13 protein-coding genes are annotated in these 17,241 nt (G+C 61.7%); 9 read left to right on the forward strand and 4 right to left on the reverse strand.

The window, feature by feature from the left end; all coding sequences use genetic code 11:
- Window positions 1-75 precede the first annotated feature (75 nt).
- The 3 genes from CXQ93_RS00495 to CXQ93_RS00505 all read right to left on the reverse strand — a co-directional run bounded on the left by CXQ93_RS00495 (window position 76) and on the right by CXQ93_RS00505 (window position 4,701).
- Entirely contained in the window at window positions 76-1,506 is a 1,431-nt protein-coding gene (locus CXQ93_RS00495) for a glycoside hydrolase family 1 protein (RefSeq protein ID WP_104108548.1), read from the reverse strand.
- Between the two features lie 37 nt (window positions 1,507-1,543).
- Complete coding sequence (locus CXQ93_RS00500; protein ID WP_104108549.1) at window positions 1,544-3,442, reverse strand: beta-glucoside-specific PTS transporter subunit IIABC; 1,899 nt, start codon at window positions 3,440-3,442, stop codon at window positions 1,544-1,546.
- A gap of 404 nt (window positions 3,443-3,846) precedes the next feature.
- Window positions 3,847-4,701 (reverse strand): HAD-IIB family hydrolase, encoded by an 855-nt coding sequence (locus CXQ93_RS00505; protein ID WP_146073120.1) that lies wholly within the window; start codon window positions 4,699-4,701, stop codon window positions 3,847-3,849.
- A 301-nt stretch (window positions 4,702-5,002) separates the two neighbouring features.
- Between CXQ93_RS00505 and CXQ93_RS00510 the strand changes: the two genes are divergently transcribed.
- Window positions 5,003-5,635: a helix-turn-helix domain-containing protein gene (locus tag CXQ93_RS00510; protein WP_104108551.1), complete on the forward strand. Its 633-nt coding sequence runs from the start codon at window positions 5,003-5,005 to the stop codon at window positions 5,633-5,635.
- Window positions 5,632-6,348, forward strand: a complete 717-nt coding sequence (locus CXQ93_RS00515; protein WP_219817304.1) for an SRPBCC domain-containing protein — start codon at window positions 5,632-5,634, stop codon at window positions 6,346-6,348. The genes CXQ93_RS00510 and CXQ93_RS00515 overlap by 4 nt, the downstream gene beginning before the upstream one ends.
- Here CXQ93_RS00515 and CXQ93_RS00520 read toward each other — a convergent pair.
- Window positions 6,345-7,898 (reverse strand): CAP domain-containing protein, encoded by a 1,554-nt coding sequence (locus tag CXQ93_RS00520; RefSeq protein ID WP_181035995.1) that lies wholly within the window; start codon window positions 7,896-7,898, stop codon window positions 6,345-6,347. The two genes, CXQ93_RS00515 and CXQ93_RS00520, sit on opposite strands and share 4 nt — an antisense overlap.
- A 269-nt stretch (window positions 7,899-8,167) precedes the next feature.
- Here CXQ93_RS00520 and CXQ93_RS00525 point away from each other — a divergent pair, with 269 nt between their 5' ends.
- From CXQ93_RS00525 to CXQ93_RS00555, 7 genes are all read left to right on the forward strand, one after another.
- Window positions 8,168-9,706: an aldehyde dehydrogenase family protein gene (locus CXQ93_RS00525; RefSeq protein WP_104108554.1), complete on the forward strand. Its 1,539-nt coding sequence runs from the start codon at window positions 8,168-8,170 to the stop codon at window positions 9,704-9,706.
- Complete coding sequence (locus CXQ93_RS00530; RefSeq protein WP_258068499.1) at window positions 9,699-10,988, forward strand: CaiB/BaiF CoA-transferase family protein; 1,290 nt, start codon at window positions 9,699-9,701, stop codon at window positions 10,986-10,988. Before CXQ93_RS00525 ends, CXQ93_RS00530 begins: the two co-directional genes overlap by 8 nt.
- Window positions 10,981-11,793, forward strand: a complete 813-nt coding sequence (locus tag CXQ93_RS00535; RefSeq protein ID WP_219817305.1) for an enoyl-CoA hydratase/isomerase family protein — start codon at window positions 10,981-10,983, stop codon at window positions 11,791-11,793. The genes CXQ93_RS00530 and CXQ93_RS00535 overlap by 8 nt, the downstream gene beginning before the upstream one ends.
- Before the next feature lie 85 nt (window positions 11,794-11,878).
- Window positions 11,879-12,511, forward strand: coding sequence for a TetR/AcrR family transcriptional regulator (locus CXQ93_RS00540; RefSeq protein WP_104108556.1), 633 nt, complete (start codon window positions 11,879-11,881; stop codon window positions 12,509-12,511).
- Window positions 12,508-14,160 carry an MDR family MFS transporter gene (locus CXQ93_RS00545; RefSeq protein ID WP_104108557.1) on the forward strand — a complete coding sequence of 551 codons (1,653 nt, stop codon included), beginning with the start codon at window positions 12,508-12,510 and terminating at the stop codon, window positions 14,158-14,160. The genes CXQ93_RS00540 and CXQ93_RS00545 overlap by 4 nt, the downstream gene beginning before the upstream one ends.
- A 368-nt stretch (window positions 14,161-14,528) precedes the next feature.
- Entirely contained in the window at window positions 14,529-15,602 is a 1,074-nt protein-coding gene (locus CXQ93_RS00550) for a peptidoglycan bridge formation glycyltransferase FemA/FemB family protein (RefSeq protein WP_104108558.1), read from the forward strand.
- A 93-nt stretch (window positions 15,603-15,695) separates the two neighbouring features.
- On the forward strand, window positions 15,696-17,180 hold the full coding sequence (locus tag CXQ93_RS00555; RefSeq protein WP_258068500.1) for a threonine/serine exporter ThrE family protein: 1,485 nt from the start codon (window positions 15,696-15,698) through the stop codon (window positions 17,178-17,180).
- Window positions 17,181-17,241: the final 61 nt, after the last annotated feature.

Below are 17,241 nucleotides of genomic sequence, written 5' to 3' on the forward strand. Positions count from 1 at the left end.
CTTTACCCTGATTCTTCGAGGCGGAACGTTTGAATGGTGGACAGGGCGGGGCCGGTGCGGCCCCGCCTATTGCTGCTAGCTTAGCGTTGCGCCGTTGCTGGAAATGACATTCTTGTACCAGTCGAAGGACTTCTTCTTGTAGCGGTTCAGAGTGCCGGTTCCGTCGTCATTCCGGTCCACATAGATGAACCCGTAGCGCTTGCTCAACTGTGCCGTGGAAGCGCTGACCACGTCGATGCAGCCCCAGGACGTGTAGCCCATGACCTCGGCGCCGTCGGCAATAGCCTCGCGGACCTGGACCAGGTGATCGTTCATGTAGTCAATGCGGTAGTCGTCTTCCACTGTCGGAACGCCGTCAACCGCGACCAGCACGTCCTTGGCGCCAATGCCGTTCTCGACGACAAATAGCGGCTTCTGCCAGCGCTCCCAGTAGTCGTTCATGACAACACGCAGACCCTGCGGATCGATCTGCCAGCCCCACTCCGACGCCTCCAATGTGGGGTTCGGTACACCGCCCATGATGTTGCCTGGACCCTTGAGCGCGGCAGGATCTGCTGTCTCGGCGACGCTCATGTAGTAGCTGAAGGACACGAAGTCCACGGTGTTCAGCAGGTCCTCGCGGTCCTGCTCCGTGATGTCCAGCGCGATGCCGTTGTCGCGGAAGTAGCGCAGCAGGTAACCGGGGTAGGCGCCCCGAACGTGGATGTCGCCAAAGGCGTAGCTGCCGTGGGCGGTGTCCATGGCCTTGACCACGTCATTCGGAGAGGGGGTCAACGGGTACACCGGCATGGCCAGGATCATGCAGCCAACTTGCGCGCCAGGGGCGATCTCCCGGGCCAGCTTCGTCACGCGCGCCGAGGCGACGAGCTCGTGGTGGATGGCTTGGTACAGGTCAGTCTCGCTCAGCTCGGCCTTCGGCGTGGGAATGCCGCCGGACAGGAACGGCTCGTGCAGGACCGAGTTGATCTCGTTAAACGTCAGCCAGTACTTGACCCGATCACCAAAACGCTCGAACAGCACGCGGCTGTAGCGTTCGTAGAAGCCGATCATTGCACGATTGGTCCAGCCACCGAACGTGCGGGCCAGATTCAGCGGTGTTTCGTAGTGGCTGATGGTCACGAGTGGTTCGATGCCGTGCTTTTGCAGTTCGTCCAGTACCCGATCGTAGAACGCCAAGCCCTCTTCATTGGGCGCCTCGTCATCACCGTTAGGGAAGATCCGGCTCCAGGCTATGGAGAAGCGGTAGGTCTTGAAACCCATCTCGGCGAACAGAGCAATGTCCTCGGCGTAGCGGTTGTAGAAGTCAATCGCCACCTGCTTGAGGTTGTCCGGCGTCGGACCTTCCGTGGGAGGTGTGGTGATGCCCTGCGGCATGACGTCTTGGATGGACAGGCCCTTGCCGCCGGAATTAAAGGCGCCTTCAACTTGATTTGCTGCCGTTGCGCCGCCCCACAGGAATCCCTCGGGGAATGCTCCTGTGGCTGGCGTGAATGTTCCGTTGCTCATGGTGCTGAATCCTTTTCTTGGTGTGGCTTTTGAGTGCTTAGAGTTCGATGTCCAAGGCCGGGACCCCATGGTCCATGTGGCCTTGGCCGAGCGGAACGACGGCGGTCAGTTTCTTGGTGTTGGTGACCACCATGATGGTCATGTCGTTGAAGCCCGCATCCTTGATCTTGGCGCGGTCAATCGTGGCCAGCAGATCGCCCGCTTCCACGCGCTGGCCGCGAGTCACGGCGGCAGCGAAGCCCTCGCCCTGCATCTGCACGGTGTCGATGCCAATGTGCACCAGAACCTCAACGCCGCTGTCGGTCTTCAGCCCGTAAGCGTGCCCTGTCTTCATGGCGACCTGAACGGTGCCCGAAACGGGGGAGTGGACAGTGTCCTGCTCGGGGATGAAGGCTAGGCCGGATCCCATGGCCCCGGAAGCGAAGACCTTATCCGGCACCTCTGAAAGTGCGACGGCGGTACCCGTCACCGGAGCGAGAACCATGACGTTGCCGGGGGCATTCTCAGCCGCAGCGTCCGTCTCCGAAGTTGCTCCAGCGGTGACTCGGGCAATAGCGGCGTCGGGAGGTCCGGCGTCGACCGTGTCAGGAGTTTCGCGAGGGCCAAAGAAGTAGGTGAGCAGGAAGGCGATGGCGATGGCCGCGGCTGTTCCAATGAGCAGAGTAATGAAGCTGCCAATGGTGGCGAAGGCGGGCAGGCCGATCAGGGACGGGAAGACGAAGGCGTTCGCGGCGCTTCCGCCCATGGCCACGATTGCGCCGCCGATGGCACCGCCAGCGATGCCGAAGTAGAACGGCTTCTTCAGTGGCAGGTTCACACCATAGATGCCGGGTTCGGTGACGCCGGCCAGGAAACCGGAGAACGCGGCGGGGAAGGCAACTTCACGACGCTTGGCGCTGTGGGAGCGGATGGCTACGGCGAGCATGGCGGCGGATTGGGCCAGCACGGCGGGCAGCAGGGGTGCCATCATGACGGAGTATCCGGTGGTTGCGATTTCATTGAGCATGACCGGAATCAAGCCCCAGTGCAGGCCGAACACGACGAAGACCTGCCAGAAGCCGCCCATGACTGCCCCAGCCAGCCACGGGGCGAAGTCGAACATGGCGGTGATGCCGGAGGAGAGGCCGTTGGCCAGGAAGATGGTTGCCGGGCCCACAGTCAGCAGCGTCAGCGGGACCATGATAGCCATGGCCAGCAGCGGGGTCATGAAGTTACGGATGGCCGAGGGCAGGACCTTGAGCAGGAAGCGCTCCAAATACCCTTGCAGCCAGACGGCGACGATGATCGGGATGACCGAGCTCGTGTAGTTCATGACGGAGAACGGGATGCCCGCGAAGTTGGCCTGGGTGCCGTTGAGCGCCACAATGGACGGGTACACCAGGGCGCCGGCGATGGCCATGGCCGTGAACTGGTTGGCCTTGAAGCGCTTAGCTGCGGTGATGGCCAGGAATAGGGGCAGGAAGTAGAACAGGGCGTCGGCGGCCGCATTCAGGATCACATAGGTGGAGTCCTCGGGTGCCAGCCAGCCTAAGTTTCCGGCCAGTGCCAGGAATGCCTTGAAAAGTCCGGCGGCTGCCAGAGGCCACAGGATGGGGGAGAAGATCGCGGAGATCATCTGAATGAAGCGGTTGAAGATGTTGCCCTTGGCAGGGGATTCCTCAACAGGGCTGTCATCCCCGCCGAAGCGGCTGATCTTGCCCAGTTCCGCGAAGACCGTGGGGACGTCGTTGCCAATGACCACTTGGTACTGGCCGCCGGCCTTCATCACGGTGATGACGCCGGGGAGCTTTTCGACGGCGGCGGTGTTGGCCTTCGCATCGTCGCGCAGTGTCAGGCGCAATCTCGTGGCGCAGTGCGTTGCCGTTGCGATGTTCTTTTCCCCGCCGACACCCTCCAAGATGTCTGCGGCCAAAGTCCGGTAATTCACGGAAGCCATGGCAGTCCTTTCTGTCCATTGCGTTTTCGGGCACAAAAAAAGACCCGAGACGTGCGCTTTCGCGAGTCTCAGGTCTTGCCTCGTGGCCGAGTAACAATCCTTACAGGCAACATTACCTGCAAGGACGAGCATACCCGTGATTAGCGTCACGGGCAACTTCAGGACTTCAAGGAGGGGCCCGGGCCGGATACCGCCCACGCCTCGGCTTGGACTTTGTTTATACGCACGCCACGCCCGATGCACTTGCGGTGCAGTCACTGTAGCGCAGCTGCGCTGCCTCGCGGTGCGTATAAACAAAGATGTGGACGACACGGCCTGGTTTATACGCAAGCCACGCCCGGTGAGCTTGCGTATAAACAAAGTCCTTGAGGTCGGAGCGGGGCGCTCGCCGCTTAGACGGCCATTTAGAGCAGGCCAAGCTCGGCGAAGGCAGCCGCGATCCCGTTCTGGCTTGGCGGCAGGGCTGTGCGGTCGGCGACGGCGAGCAGCTCGGGGGAGGAACCCTCGATGGCCACGCCAATGCCCGCAAAGGCCACCATTTCCAGGTCATTTTGACCGTCACCGAATGCAATGGATGCTGATTTGGCGATGTCAAGGTGGGCAATGACGGCAGCAACACCGTCGGCCTTGCTGATGCCGCGCTGGAAGAGTTCCCCGGCATGCGGGCCCTCGGCGGCAATGGAATTTGCGACGACGTCAATGTCACCACCGATTTCCGCGACCAACTCCGCCATGGGGACGGGGGATTCAAAAACGGAGATCTTGGCGAAGGTTGTGGTGCTCAGATCGGCACGGACGGTCAGCCCGGCGAGGATGGCGGAGGATCCGATGGCGCGGTCGGCAGGGGCGCTGGCGTAATGGGCGGCGATGTGTGCGCGCAGGCGGTCCTCGCCGGCAGGGGTCACGAAGGTGGCCTCCTGCGATTCGAGCACGTAGACGGTGTCGTGTGCATCCAACGCAGCCAGCGCCCGGCGGCGGAGATCGGCGGGGAAACTCCTGTCCACCAGGACTTCCCCGGCCACCTCAATGTAGGCACCGGCGCTGGCAACCACGCCGTCAAATCCGGCACCCATGATGCTTTCGGGCAGCATCGGCAAGGGGCGTCCAGTGCAAATCAGGACCTTGTGGCCTGCCGCGCGAGCCTGCTGGACGGCTGTCGCGTGGGCCTCCGGGACCACCCCGTAGTCCGCGTAAGTACCATCAACATCAAGGAAAATCGCATGGATGGTTTGTGCAGTGGCGAGAGTGTTGGCGTTCATGATCACGGAGTCTACCTGCGTCAGATGAATGCAAGATGACCGGATGTCATGGGCAACTCCAGTTGCGCCTGCGCGCGGTCCGCTAGATTGACGCAGATGCCAGATGCCAGATGCCAGATGCCAGATGCCAGACGGTGGCGCCCGCCCGCTACGCCAGGGACAGGGACAAGGACAGGGACGGTGGCGGCTACCGTCCCTGTCTCTGCCTCAAGGGCGGAACCACAAGCGTGTGGGGAAATTCGCGGCAAGGGCGCAGGAAGGTGCTCTGGACAATTTTATTTGTCGGTGGAAGACTGGAATTATGTTGGACGTTGCAGTCATTGAAAATGCCGCCGCCGCCGAAGCGGCGCTGGACCCCATCAGGGCCAAGCTGTTGGCGGAACTGCGCGAACCGGCATCCGCTGCAACAGTGGCTGCACGGATGGGGTTGCCGCGCCAGAAGGTGAATTACCACCTGAGGATGCTGGAAGGCTTCGGTCTCCTGGAGGTTTTTGCGGAACGACGCCGTGGCAATGTCACCGAGCGCATCATGGGTGCCACAGCACTTTCCTACGTCATCTCCCCAGCTGCGCTGCCCGGCGTGGCCCCGGATCCATCGCTGGAGCGCAACCGGCTTTCCGCCCGGTGGATGCTGGCGCTCGCCGCCAAGCTCGTGAGCGATGTGGGCACGCTGATCAGCGGCGCTGACAAGGCACAACTTCGTCTTGCCACCTTCGCCATGGACGGTGAAGTCACCTTTGCCAGCGCCGCGGACAGAGCGGCCTTCACCGCAGAACTTGCGGCCGGCACGGCGAAACTCGTGGAAAAATACCACAGCGAAAACGCAACAGGCGGTCGCAAACACAGGATCGTCGTCGCACTTCATCCCAGCGTCAAAACAACCCCACACATCACAAAATCTGCCGGCACACCCGGCCTCAGCAAGGAGTCATGATGGCCAAAGAATTCAAGATCGTGCATGAAACGGAGATCGAGGGGACGCCGGAACAGGTGTTTGAGGCCGCTCATGGCGGCACGTCCGGGTGGATGTGGCCCATGGAGATCGAGCCGAAACTCGGTGGCGCGGGGCCTTTTGGCAGCACCGTCACCGTGTGGGACCCTCCGCACCGATACTCCAACCGCATGGACGGCGAGGACGGTTTCTTCAACCAACTGGAGTTCGATATTTCGGAGCTACCTGACGGTAAGTCGTGGCTGCGCTACGTCCACAGCGGGGTGTTCTTTGAGGATTGGGACAACCAGTACGACGGCGCCGCCAAACACACCGCCTTCTACCTGCATACCCTGGGCCAGTACGTGCAGTATTTTGCCGGGCGTCAGGCGGCGTTCGCGGACGTTCAGGGACCCGCGGCTTCCGGGGCGCCGGAGGCCTTCGAAGCGGTCAAGCACGCGTTAGGGATTCACGACGCCGGAGCCGGGGGACATATCAGCGTCGCCCTTGCGGGGCTCGGGACCGTGGACGCCGTGGTGGATTACCTTGATCCGAACTTCGTCGGGTTGCGCACCGAGGACGCCATGATCCGCTTCTTTGGACGCAACGCCTTTGGCGCCGTCGTGGGCATGACAATTCACCTCTTTGCCGACGGTGCCGACGCAGAGATGGTCGGCGCTGCCTGGGGATCCTGGCTCAACGGGCTGTACAGCTAGCTGCCCAGCTTCAGGGCCTGCCAGCCACCCGTGCCGATCTGCAAACTGGCGCCCCACGAGTTGCGCAGGACCGGGTAATAGAACAAGTTGCCGTTGGTTGAGCGGGCTAGGACACCATAGCTGCCAGCTCCCACATGTCCGGCAATGCCGGAAATGTGGCTCATGGAACTCCAGCCGGTCCCCACCACTCGGCGGGTTTCACTGATGAATCCGCCGGAACCATTGCCGCGGTAGAGCAGCAGCTGCCCGGTGTTGGTGCGCGCGAGTAGGTCTTGCTTCTTATCGCCATCAAAGTCAGCGGCAAGGATGGTCAAAGCGCCCCAGCCTGAGCCAATCTGCTGTGGTGCGCCAAATCGGGTGCCGTCCACGTTGGGGTAGTGGCGTAGTTGTCCATTGGTGCGGCTTTTCGCGATGATGGAGGGGTACACTTGGCCGGTTTTCCACTTCGTGATGACAATGTCAAACTGCGCCCACCCAGTGCCAATCTTTTGCGCGGCCTTCAGGGTGCCGTTGGCTTGGCCGAAACTGACAGTGAGCCGGCCGTCCGCCCACACCGCGAGCAAGTCCTGGCGGCCGTCGTTGTTGTAATCCACTACGGTTAGCTGCTGAGCCCCGGCCCAGCCTGCGGAGATGAACTTGCTGTTCCACAAGTCACCGCCCTTGGCAGAAGGGTAGGCATAGAGGTTTCCGGCGGAGGTCACGGCGGCAATGTCGCCCGCTGCAAAGACAGGGCCAGAGCTCGGTGCCGGGGTGGGTTTCGGTGCCGCTGTGGTCGGTGCAGGGGTGGGTGCTGTGGTCGGCTTGGGCGTCGCCGGGTACCTGGCCAGGTTTCCTGCGACCACCGTCATGCCGCTCCAACCGGCTTTTGTGGTCTTGACGTAGCCCAGCCCGAAGTCGGTGAATCGCTTATCCATCAGTGCCGCACGGTGGCCTGGGGAATTCATCCACCAGTCAACAATTTGTTCGGCCGTGTTGTTGATGCCGATGATTTCCGAGTACGTGTCAAAGCCGGCCGGGAGGATGGACGTGCCGTAATCCGGGCGATGCAACTTGGCCATGTCCAGTGTGTCGGCATTAATTTGCCCGTTCAGCTTCAGGACCCACTCTTGTGAGCCAGTGCTAATCGCCGTGTTCAGAACCAGTGGGGCTGCGCCGTTTTGGGCCCGGTAGACGTTGGCCCGGGCTAGTACCTTCGCCACAAAAACGTCATTGGCGTTGGGGACGTAGAAGCCGGCCAGTGCGCGGGCCACAGGGCTCTTGGTGGGTTTGGCCGCTGCGGGGTCTGCCGTCATGATGGGCGATGACGAGGCAACGGCCGACTTCGTGGCACCAGCGCTGGGTGTGGCGCCCGCGCCGGGCTCGGCAGCGGCGGCAGGTGAGGGATCCGCCGTCGTACTCGGAGCTGCAGTGGAAGTCGGGGCCACAGAAGAAACGGGTGCCGACGGGCTTGTGGTGTCCGAAGGAGATTGTGCCACGGCAGGGGACAAACTCGAGGCCGCTAGGACGGCCGACGCCGCGACGGCGCACAGGAAACCGGTAATTTTACGCATGCTGAATCCCCCAGGGACTGTGATGGATCGTGGCACCCCGAGACAAGGATGCGTTTTCATAATATCCGGGCCGTCAATATCTACTGATTCGAGTGTCCAGATAACGTACGCTGAGCCGGCCATTTGCTCTCCAATGCGTACGTCATCTGGACACTCACCCGGGAATGAGGGCCGCGTCATGGTTGCATGCAGGCGATGCGTGTGTGAGCGTGGACTTGGCGGCCCACATCCATGGCCGCGGCACTTGATAAAGCAAAGGGGCTTTAGTCATGACAACGCAGATACCCACCACGCACTCACCTGAGGGAACTGTGGCGGACCATCCCATGTGGATTGGCGGAGATCCCGTCATCTCGTTGGGGGAGCAATGGCACGAAGTTCACAATCCCGCACGCCGGGAATCAGTGATTGCACGCGTACCTGCGGGCACCGTCGCGGACGTGGACCGGGCAGTCGAAGCCGCCCGCAAGGCCTTCCCGGCGTGGCGGGCACTGCATTTCACCGGCAGAGCCCAGGCCATGCTTGCCATTGCCGACGAGCTTGAATCCCGGATCGAGGAGTTCGCCCGGCTCACGGCCTTGGACACTGGCAACGCGTTGCGCACTCAGGCCCGGCCCGAAGCCACCAATCTCGTGGCCATGTTCCGCTATTTCGCAGGAGTTGCCGGGGAGGTCAAGGGCACCACCTTGCCCGCAGGTGAGAACCAATTGCAGTACACCCGGCTGGAACCGCTGGGCGTGGTCGCTGCCATCCTGCCCTGGAACTCTCCGCTCATGATTGCCGCGTTCAAGGTCCCCGCCGCGCTCGCCGCCGGCAACACCGTCATCCTCAAGGCCGCTGAGGACGCCCCGCTGACCATCCTGCTCCTGGCCGAGGTCTGCAACAAGCACCTGCCGGCTGGTGTGCTCAATGCCCTGACCGGCAGCGGTTCGGTCATCGGCGAGGCGCTGGCCCTGCATCCGGGCGTGGATAAGGTCTCCTTCACCGGATCCACCGAGGTGGGCCGGCGTGTGGGTGGTCAGGCAGGGGCCCGGCTGGCTCACCAGTCGCTGGAGTTGGGCGGCAAGAACCCTTCCATCGTGTTCCCGGATGCGCTGGCCTCCCACTCGCCCTCCCTGTCTGCCGCAGACGACGACGAACTGTACTCCGGCCTGCTGCTCGCCTCGCGCTTCACTCGTCAGGGTCAAAGCTGCACAGCCGGATCCAGACTGTATGTCCACGAGGATATTTTTGACGAACTGGTGGGCACTCTCAGTTCCCGGCTGAATGCGCTGGTGGTGGGCGACCCCATGGATGAGGCCACCGACATGGGTGCCGTCATTAATGCCAAGCAGCACGGCGCCATCAGCAACTTCCTCGAAGAGGGACGCAGCACTCCCGGCATGAAGGCCGTGATTGGCGGACACGAACCCGAGGAGGGGCCACTGACCGAGGGGTACTACCATGTGCCCACCTTGTTCACAGGGGCCCGCAATGATTTCAGGATTGCCCGCGAGGAGATCTTCGGCCCGGTTCTGGTGGCCATTCCGTGGCGAACCGTGGATGAGGTCGTCGGAATGGCGAACGATAGCAACTATGGACTGGCCGCCTATGTCTGGAGCCACAACCTGGACGACGCGCTCAATACCGCGCACCGGCTGGAAGCAGGCTGGGTGCAAGTTAACCAAGGTGGCGGACAGGTGCCGGGACAGTCGTACGGCGGCTACAAACAAAGCGGCATTGGCCGGGAGGTATCTCTGGAAGGGATGTTGGCCGGCTTCACCCAAACCAAGCAGATCAACGTGAAGCTGCGGGGCGCAGGTGCCTGAGGCCCAGACAGCCGGGCCGCACTCTGAGCTGCCGCACACTCAGCACCAGCCAGAGCTGCCGCTGTTCGGAATCAAGGTCATGGATCTCTCCCGCGCGCTCGCAGGCCCGTATGCGGCGTCGTTGCTCTCAGACATGGGTGCCACCATCGTCAAGGTGGAGAGTATCAAGGGTGGGGACTCGGCCCGCAGCTGGGCACCCTTCGACGGCGATCACTCCTTGTACTTTGACTCCGCCAATCGCGGCAAAAGCTCCATTGCCGTGGACTTTTACACACCGGCAGGCAAGAAAATCCTGTGGGATCTGGCCGTTGCCAGCGACGTCCTCATCGAGAATTTCCGGCCCGGCGTGCTGGCGTCAACGGGGCTCGAGCCGGAACTGCTCCGGGCTGCGAACCCCCGGCTGATCATTGCGTCGGTCACCGGGTTTGGACCTACCGGGCCGCTGAGCCAAACGGCCGGTTTGGACCAGGTGGCGCAGGGCATGAGCGGGCTTATGTCCGTCACCGGCTTGGACGAGGAGCACATGTACCGGGTGGGCGTGCCCATCGTGGACCTGGTCACCGGCATCTACACGGCCTTCGGTATTGCCTCAGCCTTGGCGGGGCGCAAGGAGGGTGGGGCTGGGAGTGCTGTCTCGGCGTCGTTGTTGGAAACAGGGCTCTCGCTGTCCGCCTTCCAGGGCCAGCAGTACTTGAGTACGGGGGAGGTGCCGGTGCCGCGCGGTAACAACCATCCGGTGCTCTCGCCGTACGGGGTCTTCAAGAGCGCCGACATTCCGCTGATTATTGCCGTGGGAAGTGAGAAGCAATGGGTGCAGCTGTGCGCGCTGCTGTGTGCGCCGGAGCTGGCCGAGCACCCTGATTACCTCACGAGCCGACTACGCACCGTGCATCGAGCGGAACTGAAGGAGCTGATCGACGGGCTGCTGGCACGCCAGACCGCGGCGCAGTGGCTGGCCGATCTCAGGGCTGAGGGCATCCCTGCCGGCCCCATTTACAACTACGCGCAGGCTTTTGCTGACCCCCAAGTGCAGCATCTTCAAATGGTGCAGACGGTACGCCGCAGCGACGGCACGGCCCTGCCGCTGCTGCGCGGCCCGGTTTCGATCAATGGCCACGCACCCGTTGTGGCGAAGGCGCCGCCCGCGTTGGGGCAGGACACGCTGGCCGTGTTGGAGGGGCTGGGACTATCGGCCGAGCAAATTGCCGGCCTGCTGGACGCTGGTGTGGTGCACGACGGCGCACCCTCCTCCCAGACCACCGCGCAGGTGCGCGGTGGCTGAGCGGGGGACGGGGACGCTTCGGGTTGAGCGCCAGGGTCACGTGGCGTGGCTGGTGGTGGACAACCCCTCCATGCGTAACGCCGTCACGGCACACATGTGGCAACAGTTTCCGCCGCTACTGACTGAACTGGAGGCCGACGATTCCGTCAAAGTAGTGGTGGTGCGCGGGGCTGGCGAGCACTTTTCTGCCGGGGCAGACATCGCCTCCGTGCAGCAAATCCTGCACAATCCCGCTACGGGCCACAGAGACGGAGGAGATGTCAGCGCCGCTGAGAACGCGCTGGCGCACTTCCGCAAACCCACCATTGCCGCCATTGACGGATATTGCGTGGGCGGCGGCTGGCAGATCGCCGGTGCGTGCGATATCCGGCTCGCCTCCAGCCGTGCCCGGTATGGGATCACTCCGGGCAAGATCGGCATTGTGTATCCGCTCTCCGGCATCAAGCGATTAGTGGAATTGGCCGGCCCCGCCGCGGCGAAGTACTTGTTGCTCAGCGGTGATCTGGTGGATGCCCATGAGGCGCTGCGGCTGGGGCTGGCTACCAAGGTACTAGACGTTGAAGCTCTGTGGGATGACGTGCATTCCTTTGCGCTCCATCTGGCAGCGCGCTCGCAGTTCTCGGCGCAAGGACACAAGGCGCTAGTCAACGCCCTGAGTTCAGGGGTCAGTGCCATGGAGGTAGAGCGGCTCAGCGGCTATTGGCAGGGACAAATGGCCATCAGCGACGACCCTGCCATCGGAGTAGCCGCATTCCTGAGCAAAGAAACCCCGGCGTTCACCTGGCTGCGCCCGGACGAGGGCTGAGCCTCACACCGAAAGTGGGCTAAAACATGCTCTAATGCAAACTTTGCACTTGTGCAAAGTTTGCATTAGAGCATAAAATGTAGTCATGCAAAAAACACCCACCGTGCCGCTCCGTGAGCGAAACCGCCTAGAAACGTGGGCACTGATTCACGACAAGGCCTCGGGGCTTGCCCTTGACGAAGGCCTGGCAAAAACCACTGTGGAGGCCATCGCCGACGCTGCCGGCATCTCCAAGCGGACGTTCTTCAACTACTTCGCCACGAAGGAAGACGCCATCATGGGCACCCAGCCCCCCACGCTCTCGGATGAGGCCGTGGCAGCGTTTCATGCAGACAGCGACGGTGATCTCTTTGGCCGCACGGTCCGGCTGATGGTTGCAGTGATTCGCTCAATGTTCCCGGAAGCATCGCAACAGGCTCGCCGCAAGGCACTCAAGACCAAATACCCGGAGCTGGCCCGCACTGTCTTTCTGCACGTCGCCGCCTCGGAGCTCCTGGTCGAATCAATCCTGGTGGACCGTTATGACGACGCCGATCCTGAATTTGCCCGTGCCGGCGTACCTAGCGGCCGTGACGGAGCGAAGGCCCTTCTGATGCTTGCCGGAACAGCTATGCGCTTCGCATTTAGCCGTGACCCAAGCGCCGTCTCCGCAGGCGAAAGCAAAGCCGTGGATGAGTCCATTGAAATTTTCCGAGAGGCAATCAAAGCAACCTTATGAGCAACCAAACCATTGTTGAAACTCCGGTCGACGCCGGAGAAAAACGAAAAATCGTCCTTCTCTTCGCAGGCCTCATGGTCACCATGCTGCTCGCCTCCCTGAACCAGACAGTCCTCTCGACAGCACTGCCCACCATGGTGGGTGAGCTCAACGGCGTGGAGCATATGGCGTGGGCCATCACCGCATTTATTCTGGCGTCCACCATCATGATGCCGGTCTACGGCAAACTGGGCGACCTGTTGGGCCGCAAGCCCATGCTGCTGTTCGCCATCTCCATCTTCACCGTCGGCTCGGTCATCGGTGCGCTGGCTCCGGACATGGGCACCCTTATTGTGGCCCGTGTGGTCCAGGGCCTCGGTGGTGGTGGTCTGATGATTCTCTCGCAGGCGACCATTGCCGATGTTGTTCCCGCTCGTGAGCGCGGCAAGTACATGGGTATCATGGGCGGCGTGTTCGCGTTCTCCTCGGTTGCTGGTCCGCTGATTGGTGGCGGCTTGACTGAAGGACCGGGCTGGCGCTGGGCGTTCTGGATGAATGTGCCGTTGGCAGTTCTGGCCATTTTCGCCACGATCTTCCTGCTGCACGTGCCCAAGGTTGTGCACGCCACGCGCCCCAAGATCGACTACCTGGGCATGATGCTCATCGCCATCGCAACTACAGCAATTGTGCTGGTTGGCACCTGGGGCGGTTCACAGTATGCGTGGAGCTCCCCGGAGATCCTGGGTCTCGCTGCCGCCGCCATCATCACGGGCGTGTTGTTCGTGTTAGTGGAACGCCGTGCCAGCGAACCGGTCATGCCCATGATGCTGTTCAAGAGCCGTAACTTCAACCTGACCACAATTGCCGGTCTGCTCACCGGGATCGCCATGTTCGGCGTCCTTGGCTACATGCCAACCTACATTCAAATGGCCACAGGCTTCTCGGCAGCCCAAGCGGGCCTGCTCATGATTCCTATGATGGGCTGCATGCTCGTCGTCTCGGTTATTGTGGGCCGTCGCGTCTCAACCACGGGCCGCTATAAAGTTGCCCCGATCGCAGGCTCGGTTATTCTTGCCGTGTCATTGGCGCTCATGGCCACACTCCACGCCGATTCACCCGTCTACCTCATCTGCGTGTACATGGGCATCATGGGCATCGGATTGGGTGCCAGCATGCAAATCATGACTCTGGTGGCGCAAAACTCCTTCCCGTTGAAGTTTGTTGGTACGGCAACTGCCGGGCAGAACTACTTCCGCCAGGTCGGTGCCACGCTTGGTTCCGCCGTTGTGGGCGCCATGTTCGCCACCCGCCTGCACGACCTCGTTGCCGAAAAGATCCCCGGGGGCACGGGCGGCGGCGGTGCAGCGTCCTTCACGCCGCACATTGTCAACACACTGCCGGATCCCCTGAAGAAGCTCGTGATCGAGTCTTACAACGAGGCCCTGGTGCCGCTGTTCCTCTGGATGGTGCCCCTTGCCGTCATTGCCGCGATCATCCTCTTCTTCATCAAGGAAGTGCCGCTGGCCACCAAGCTCGAAGGCGAATCCCAAGTGGACATCTCCACCCCCGAGATGGCCGAGTTTGAAGCTGACGTTATTGAAGCTGATCTGTTGCACGACGCCGGTCACGACCGTGACGTGGCACCGTCCCGGTCCAGCTCGGCCCAGTAAGTGACGGCCCAAGAAGGGCCCAGTAAGAATTGGGCCCGGTAACAATGGGCCAGTGAACAGTCAGCCAGCGCATGCGATGCGCTGGCTGACTGTTGCGGTTACCGGATGGTATCCCCTTCGGCAACGGCCACAGTCATTTAATCGATCGCCATTGGCCGAGACGATTTCCAAGCACATTTCCCACGCTTCTAGAAGTCACGTCCATTGTCTAAGCTCCCTGCCATGTGGCCGCTCTCGCAGCGACCCGTTCATCTCGATACTCGGTGCGGTTCTTTAGCGTTGTTGGTGCGCGGGCTGCGTGTGGGCTCTGAGAATCATCCCCGGTAGACTGGACGCAGCCAGTACATGCCGACGTAATTGAGGGTCTCTTGCCAGAATTTACTGCCCGATTTGCCACCGCCGCCGAGATCGCCGACTGGGACGCGCATGTCACCGCCAATCCCAATGGTGGCAACTTGTTGCAGTCTCAAGCATTTGCGGCCGTGAAGAAGAACTACGGTTGGGACACCCAATTCGTGGTCTTTGAAGGCGCCGGCTACGCCAGTTACAACCTGGTTTTGGAGAAATCCTTCCCCATGTTGGGCAAGCTGTGGTACCTCATAAAGGGCCCCGATACAGCTGATGCTGCTCATGTCCCTGCCATGCTGGCAGCGCTACGGTCCTTCGTGAAGCGGGCCAAGTTGAACGTCTTTGCCGCGAAAATTGAGCCTGACATTGTGGCCTCGGATGAGGCCCGCGCACTGTTCAGTGGAGCCGGTCTGGTCAAGGTTGACGACTTGCAGCCCAATGATCACACCGCAATCTTGGATATCACACCCGAATCCAATGAACTGCTCCGCAAGCTTCACTCCCGCGGCCGCAACGCGGTCCGCCGCGCCATCCGCGAAGGCGTGGAAGTGCGGCGTGCCGAACCCACCGAGGAAACCATGCGGACCCTCTACGGGCTCATGGAGGGCACCTTCGAGGCCAAGAATGCTGGCAAGGCACGTGAGTTTGCCTACTTCCAGCAGTTCTGGACGGAGTTCTGCAACCGAGGTCAAGGCCATTTCTTCTTCGTCTATGAAAACGATGTTCCCTCGGTGGGTGCCTTCGTCATCAACTACGGCTCCAAAGCCACCTACAAGGATGGCGGATCGCTACAGAAGCGTTCTCAGTACGGCGACTCGCACCTGATCCAATGGGAAGCCATCTTGGATATGAAAAAACTCGGAGCGGTCGAGTACGATTTCTGCGGCACGCCGCCCTCGGACCGGCTCAAAGATCCCACTCATCCGCATCACGGCCTTGGACTGTTCAAAACGAGCTTCACCAAGACTGTGACGGATTTCATCGGCTGCTGGGACCTCCCGCTGTCGCCCTGGAAGTACAAGATCTGGACTAGCGTGGGGGAGCGGGTGGCACGCCAAATCTATGTGCGCCGCACCGGAGGAAAGTTCTACTAAAGTATGTGGCGTGGGCCGGTTGGTGCGCCAGCGAGGCGCCAGCACCGCAGCGGGAATAACCGGTCGGGAAATTAACACGTTGGAAGGTAAATTGTGGGAGTTGACCGCTGGAATCCAGCGTCGGGGGACGCGCCAAAAAAAGAAGTACTTCAAGCACTGACCCCTGCCCAGGTTCGGGCCAACGCCACAGCTAAACGCATGCTCCGCAAGCTGGTGCAGGGGGAGGCACCGCCCACGGCGCCCATGCGGATTGTTGACCGGCTGGCTGGCAGTCCTTACGCCAACTTCACCATTCAGGTAGGCCAAGCCGAAGAGTCGGCGCGGAAAACTATAGACTTCGCGTTGCGACTGGCCGAGACCATGTTCCGCTACGGGGCGGGGGCCCTTGAGGTTGAGACCAGCATCATCGCCGTCACGGCAGCACTGGGTTTGCGCCACATTGAAGTTGATATCACCAACCAGTCGGTCATCATCAACTACGCTCCGCGAGATGCCGTGCCCATCACACTTTTGCGTGTGGTCAGGTCCTGGACCAACAACTATGCCGGCCTGGTGGAAGTGCACGAACTCGTCACCGACATTGCCAGTGGTGGCGTTAGCCGGGATGAGGCCTACCGGCGCCTGGACATCATCATCAAAAAGCCCAAGCCGTTCCCGCGGTGGATGGTTTCGGTAGCGGAAGCTGTTTTTGCTGCTGCCGTGGTGGGAGTCATTGGCGGCACGATCTTCGGCGCGCTCGTAGCCTTCGTCACCATCCTTGCTGCGGGGCAAACGGCCCGGGTGTTGGGTAAATGGCGGGTTCCCGATTTCTTTGTGACGGCCATTAGTTCTTTCATTGTCACCATCGTTGCCCTGCTGTGCTTTATGGCGAAACTGCCCTTGAGTCCATCCGTGGTGGTGGCCGGTGGCATCTTGCTCATGCTGCCCTCGGGGAGGCTGGTCTCGGCTGTTCAGGATGCTATTAACGGCTTCCCCGTGACGGCCGCCGGCCGGTTCCTCTCAGCCTTCTTGACCTTCGGCGCTATTGTGGCGGGTATTTCGGTGGCCCTTGTCACCGGTGCAGTGTTTGGGGCTGAGCGGCTCAATGTTGCCGAAACCATCACCGGCTCGCTGCACCTGGTGTGGGTGCTGGTCTTGGTTGCGGTGGCCACGGTGGCTATTTGTATTGCCGAGCAAACTGCCGTTCGTTTGGTACTGCCGACGGTGGCCGTGGCCCTGATCGGCTACCTGGTGTACTACTTCTGCATGTACCTAGGCTTGGGCGGACGGTTTGCGCCAGCGGTCGCTGCCGTGGTGATTGGCATGCTGGCACGCATCATCTCGCTGCGGTTGGGCGCCCCGCAACTGGTGGTGGCCGTCCCGTCGATCATCTTCTTGCTCGTGGGGCTCTCCATCTTCCGCGCCATGTTCGTCATGACGCTGACCCCCGAGGATTCAGTTTCCGGAGCGGTGGGCATCTTTAATGCCCTGATCGTCATTCTGGCCGTGGCAGCTGGCGTGGTCCTGGGCGATAACGCCGCACGGCCCTTCACCCGCAGCAACGGCCAGAAAGACCGCCGCCGCAACCGCCGCCGGTAACGGCCAGTCCTCGGGGAGGCCCAGCGGCACAGGCGGGCGTCCTGGAGCGAGGATGGATTTT

Source organism: Arthrobacter sp. N199823 (genome assembly GCF_002929705.1).
Lineage (GTDB): Bacteria > Actinomycetota > Actinomycetes > Actinomycetales > Micrococcaceae > Specibacter.